The following is a 4,219-nucleotide window of genomic DNA, read 5'->3' as shown; positions in this document are numbered from 1 at the left end:
GCGCGATGATGTGCGACGGTGTTTCGCCGGCCAACTGCACGATGTATTCGCCGAGATCGGTCTCGACCGGGCGGATGCCGGCCGCAGCGAGCGCCTCGTTGAGCTGCGCCTCTTCGGAAAGCATCGACTTCGACTTGACCGCCTTGGTCACGCCATGGCGGCGGGCGATGTCCACCACCAGCCGGCTCACTTCGGCGCCATCGCCCGCCCACAGCACCTCGGCGCCGATCGCCGTGGCCCGCTCCTCGAAAAGTTCGAGCCAGACATCAAGATCGGCGAGGATTCGATTTCGGATGTTTTTTCCGGTTGACCGTAGCATGTCGAAATCGAGGCCATCCTCGGCCAGCGAAGCGATGCCCTTGGCTCGCTTGCCGACAAATAGCGGCTTGGCCTTCTGCAGTGCGCGTTGCAGCACGGCATTCCGGACTTTTTCCCCGGCCCTGGCATGGAAATGCATGGCTTGCGAACGTCCAGCTGCCACCATCAAGAATTTCCCCCGCCGGCGAGCACTTCGGCAATGTGCAGAACGCGCGTCATCTCGTCGCCACGCCGGCGCAAACGGCCTTCGATATTGATCAGGCAGCCGAGGTCACCACCGACCACGGCATCAGCCCCGGCCGCCGCAATCGAATCGCATTTGCGGTCGACAATCTGCGTCGACACCTCGCCAAACTTCACCGAGAAAGCCCCGCCAAAACCGCAGCATTCTTCGCAATCGGGCATTTCCTTGAGGCTCAGGCCGCGCACCTTGAGCAACAGCTCACGCGGCTGGCGCTTGATGCCCAAGCCCCGCAGCCCCTTGCAGGAATCGTGGTAGGTGACGCTGCCAGCAAATTCAGGCGCAACCCAATCGGTCTTCGTCACCTCAGCGAGAAAGCCCGTCAATTCATGCGCCCGGGCCGCCAGCGCCCGCGCCCTCGGCCCCCAGAGAGGATCATCGGCAAAGAGCTGCGGATAAACATTGCGGATCTGGTCGGTACACGAGCCGGACGGAATGACCACAGTGTCGTAATCCTCCAGCTCGGCAATCGCCTTCTTCGCGAGGTCGACGGCAAGCCGGCGATTTCCCGCGCTCCAGGCCGGTTGACCGCAGCAAGTCTGGCCCTCCGGCACGAAAACCTCGGCACCAGTCGCTTCGAGCAGACGCAACGCAGCAAAACCGATCGAGGGGCGCATCAGGTCGACCAGACAGGTAACGTAGAGAGCTAAGCGCATGCTAATATTGCGGCGCACAAGAAAACGAAGTGGCTAATGCTACTCAAACCGCACCAATAAAGGAATCCAGTTGTCCGAAGCTGCCCGCGGGCCGGCCAAAACGCCAGGCACCATCCAGGTTATCGAACGCATGATGTCGTTGCTTGATGCCCTTGCCGCGTCCCCCGATTCAGCCAGCCTGAAACAACTGGCCCACACCACCGAACTCCACCCCTCGACAGCGCATCGTATTCTGGCCGCGATGAGCGCCGCGCGCTTTGTCGAACGCGATGACGCCGGCAGCTATCGCCTCGGCATTCGCCTGCTGGAACTCGGCGGCATCGTCAAATCCCGCATCAACATGCGCGAAGTCGCCCTGCCCTTCATGCAGGAACTGCACGAAAAAATCGGCGAGGCGATCAATCTCGGCACCCGTCATGAAGACGAAATCGTCTATCTCGAACGCACCTCTTCGGGCCGCGCTCTGGTCCGCGTAGTCTATCTGGTCGGCGGCCGCGCACCACTCCATCTAACCTCACTCGGCAAGCTCTTCCTGGCCACCGAGAGTTCGCAAAAAGTTCGTGATTACGCCAAACGCACCGGCCTGCCAGGCAAGACACCGCATTCGCTGACCACCCTTGTCGCCCTGGAAAAAGAACTCGACAAGGTGCGCCGTCACGGCGTCGCCTACGACGACGAAGAAGCCGAACTCGGCCTTAAGTGCGTCGCCGCCCCCATTCATGACGATGAAGGCAATGTCGTCGCCGCGCTATCGGTCTCCGCCCCAGCCGACCGCCACGATCCCGACTGGGCTCGTTTGGTCAAGCAAACCGCTGACGCCGTCTCGCACACCCTCGGTTACACCGGCCCCAATCGGGACAAGGGCGGCCAGGTTTCCTGACCGCGCCCACCCCAGCCGACAGGCGGGGCCACACCGGGCGATTCAGGATGCAAATGCCTTACTTTCTTATGAACGGCTAATCTGCCTGATTGCCTCGGCTGCGGCCACCATGCCAAAAACGGATGTGACACAAACGGATGAACCGAAGCCCGAACAATTCAGGCCGCTAGCACTGAGCGCGCTATCACAGGCCGAATCATTCTCGGGGTAGCGCAGTGGCTCAGTCGAAAAGATGGCGGAAACATTGAATTTTTTCTTTGTGTCACGCGTAAACGCATATTCACGGCGTAATAGTGCGCGCACTTTTGCCAGTAGAGGATCCTGCACCGTTTTACTTAGGTCGGTGACGCACACCTGAGTTGGGTCGATTTGCCCTCCTGCCGCCCCGGCAACGACAATCGGTACATTGACCCGTCGGCAGAAGGCGATCATGGCTGCTTTGGCGCGGACCTGATCAATCGCATCGACGACCAGCGAGTAGTCCTGGTCGAGAATGCTTCCAACGTTTTCTGGCGTAACGAAATCCTCGACGCAACAGACTACGCAATCGGGATTGATCGCTCGTATCCGTTCAGCCATGGCGTCCACTTTAGCTTTGCCATAAACATCGCCAAGGGCATGGATTTGCCTATTCGTATTGGATTCGGCCACCATATCAAGGTCGACTACGGTTATTCGGCCAATTCCCGTGCGCGCAAGTGCTTCTGCGCTCCACGAACCGACCCCGCCAATTCCAACGATACAAACATTTGCTTTTCGTAAGCGTTCGGCACCATCGACACCATACAGGCGGGTAACGCCACCAAAACGACGTTCGCGATCAATAGTCGGCATCAGTTCTCAACGGTTTTGCGGATAACTTCATTGAACGGGGCAATCCACTCGGGAGAAAATTGATTGTCGCAGGCGTTGATTTCAGCAATAGCGCGCAATACAGAACGATTTTTTCCGCGATGAATATGCTTGAGCATGACGGCCTCGAAGGCATCGACAATGGCAAGGATCTTTGCGCCGGCGCAAATATCTGCATCGCGCAATCCATTGGGATAACCGCCACCGTCCGGCATTTCATGATGTTGGGCGACGATCACGGTGGCCGCCTCCCAGCCAGGAATTCTCTGCAAAAGGCCGGCGGCGAAACCGGGGTGGTTTCTTAGCGCCAGTTTGTCATCGGCCGTCATCTTTCCTATTTTTAACCAGGTAGACTCCGGCAACAGCATCATGCCAACATCATGTAGATATGTCGCTGCTTCGAGTTGAACAGGATCGACCAGGGTATTGCCGGCCTTGTTAGTCTCCAGCGCCAGCCGAAGTATCCGCATGGTGCGCCCCTTGAACAATGGGGAGCGGCTTTCGAACTGTAGCGCAAGTGAGCGGAAAAAGTGTAGGTCGGCACTGCCATTCCTCTGCTCGGGGCTAGGGGAGGAAGATTGAGGTGCGCGGCTCGAAATATCGGGTATTACTGGCGGAAATCCGGTGACGGCCTCGATCAGGTCGGCACAGGCCACGTCAATCTGTTCCACCGACTCCAGGGCTAGCGCATCAAGACCTTGCACCAGTAAGGGGAGCTGGAGGTTGTCCAGTGGTTTGCCAGCAAGTAAGGCATCAGTCGCCAATTCGAGGCGATCAACAGCAAGCAGAACCATTTCAGCAAGCAATTCGGAGAACCGGATTTCACCCTCTCGAAAACGAGCCAGCATGGTTTCTATAGGATGGGCGACGGCAACGCCAAGCTCGAATTTACAGAGAGAGGCATCTCCCTTGACGTTGTGAACGGAGCGAAAGAGATTGGCAATAATGTCGCGGTCTGCCGGGATTTTTTTCAAGAGCGCAACGTCGCGTTCGATGTCCGGCGCACGCTCTGTCAGAACCTCGGCAAACTCAATCAGCGCTTCGCGATCGTGGATCACTGGTGCAATGATCGAACAAATATCCATGTAGCCCCCGTCATTTCTAATAATTTTACGAGTTTAACAAACTGGCGCCAGGAGCAGCGCGGATCCTTGCTTTCTTGGCCTTGACTGCACCATCTTCGCCACCTAAGATTCCGCGCTTCATCTAGGAAATACCTGCCGTGACTCTGGAACAGCTCTACGCCCTGATCGGGCCCGACATGAAGGCCGT

At 57.9% G+C, this 4,219-nt stretch carries 5 protein-coding genes; 1 reads left to right on the top strand and 4 read right to left on the bottom strand.

What is annotated here, in order from left to right; all coding sequences use genetic code 11:
- Both ADADOO_RS06185 and ADADOO_RS06180 read right to left on the bottom strand, forming a co-directional pair.
- The coding region (locus ADADOO_RS06185) for an LUD domain-containing protein (RefSeq protein WP_511275918.1) at positions 1-484 on the bottom strand (484 nt) is incomplete at its 3' end.
- Positions 484-1,215, bottom strand: a complete 732-nt coding sequence (locus tag ADADOO_RS06180) for a (Fe-S)-binding protein (protein ID WP_511275917.1) — start codon at positions 1,213-1,215, stop codon at positions 484-486. The genes ADADOO_RS06180 and ADADOO_RS06185, both read right to left, overlap by 1 nt.
- 130 nt (positions 1,216-1,345) lie before the next feature.
- On the opposite strand from ADADOO_RS06180, the gene ADADOO_RS06175 reads away from it, so the two are divergent.
- On the top strand, positions 1,346-2,095 hold the full coding sequence (locus ADADOO_RS06175) for an IclR family transcriptional regulator (RefSeq protein WP_511275920.1): 750 nt from the start codon (positions 1,346-1,348) through the stop codon (positions 2,093-2,095).
- A gap of 66 nt (positions 2,096-2,161) precedes the next feature.
- Here ADADOO_RS06175 and tcdA read toward each other — a convergent pair whose 3' ends face one another.
- Both tcdA and ADADOO_RS06165 read right to left on the bottom strand, forming a co-directional pair.
- On the bottom strand, positions 2,162-2,929 hold the full coding sequence (gene tcdA / locus ADADOO_RS06170; protein WP_511275916.1) for a tRNA cyclic N6-threonylcarbamoyladenosine(37) synthase TcdA: 768 nt from the start codon (positions 2,927-2,929) through the stop codon (positions 2,162-2,164).
- Positions 2,929-4,032: an HD domain-containing phosphohydrolase gene (locus tag ADADOO_RS06165; RefSeq protein ID WP_511275914.1), complete on the bottom strand. Its 1,104-nt coding sequence runs from the start codon at positions 4,030-4,032 to the stop codon at positions 2,929-2,931. Before ADADOO_RS06165 ends, tcdA begins: the two co-directional genes overlap by 1 nt.
- Between the last annotated feature and the right edge of the window lie 187 nt (positions 4,033-4,219).

It is taken from the genome of Azonexus sp. (genome assembly GCF_036170495.1).
Classification (GTDB): Bacteria; Pseudomonadota; Gammaproteobacteria; order Burkholderiales; family Rhodocyclaceae; genus Azonexus.
Note: the sequence above shows the minus strand (reverse complement) of the source record. Positions and strands in the feature narration are given on the sequence as shown.

Excerpts from the sequence above, each read along its gene's own strand:
- tcdA (WP_511275916.1), bottom strand. The coding sequence starts at position 2,929 with ATGCCGACTATTGATCGCGAACGTCGTTTTGGTGGCGTTACCCGCCTG.
- ADADOO_RS06175 (WP_511275920.1), top strand. The coding sequence starts at position 1,346 with ATGATGTCGTTGCTTGATGCCCTTGCCGCGTCCCCCGATTCAGCCAGC.
- ADADOO_RS06165 (WP_511275914.1), bottom strand. The coding sequence starts at position 4,032 with ATGGATATTTGTTCGATCATTGCACCAGTGATCCACGATCGCGAAGCG.
- ADADOO_RS06180 (WP_511275917.1), bottom strand. The coding sequence starts at position 1,215 with ATGCGCTTAGCTCTCTACGTTACCTGTCTGGTCGACCTGATGCGCCCC.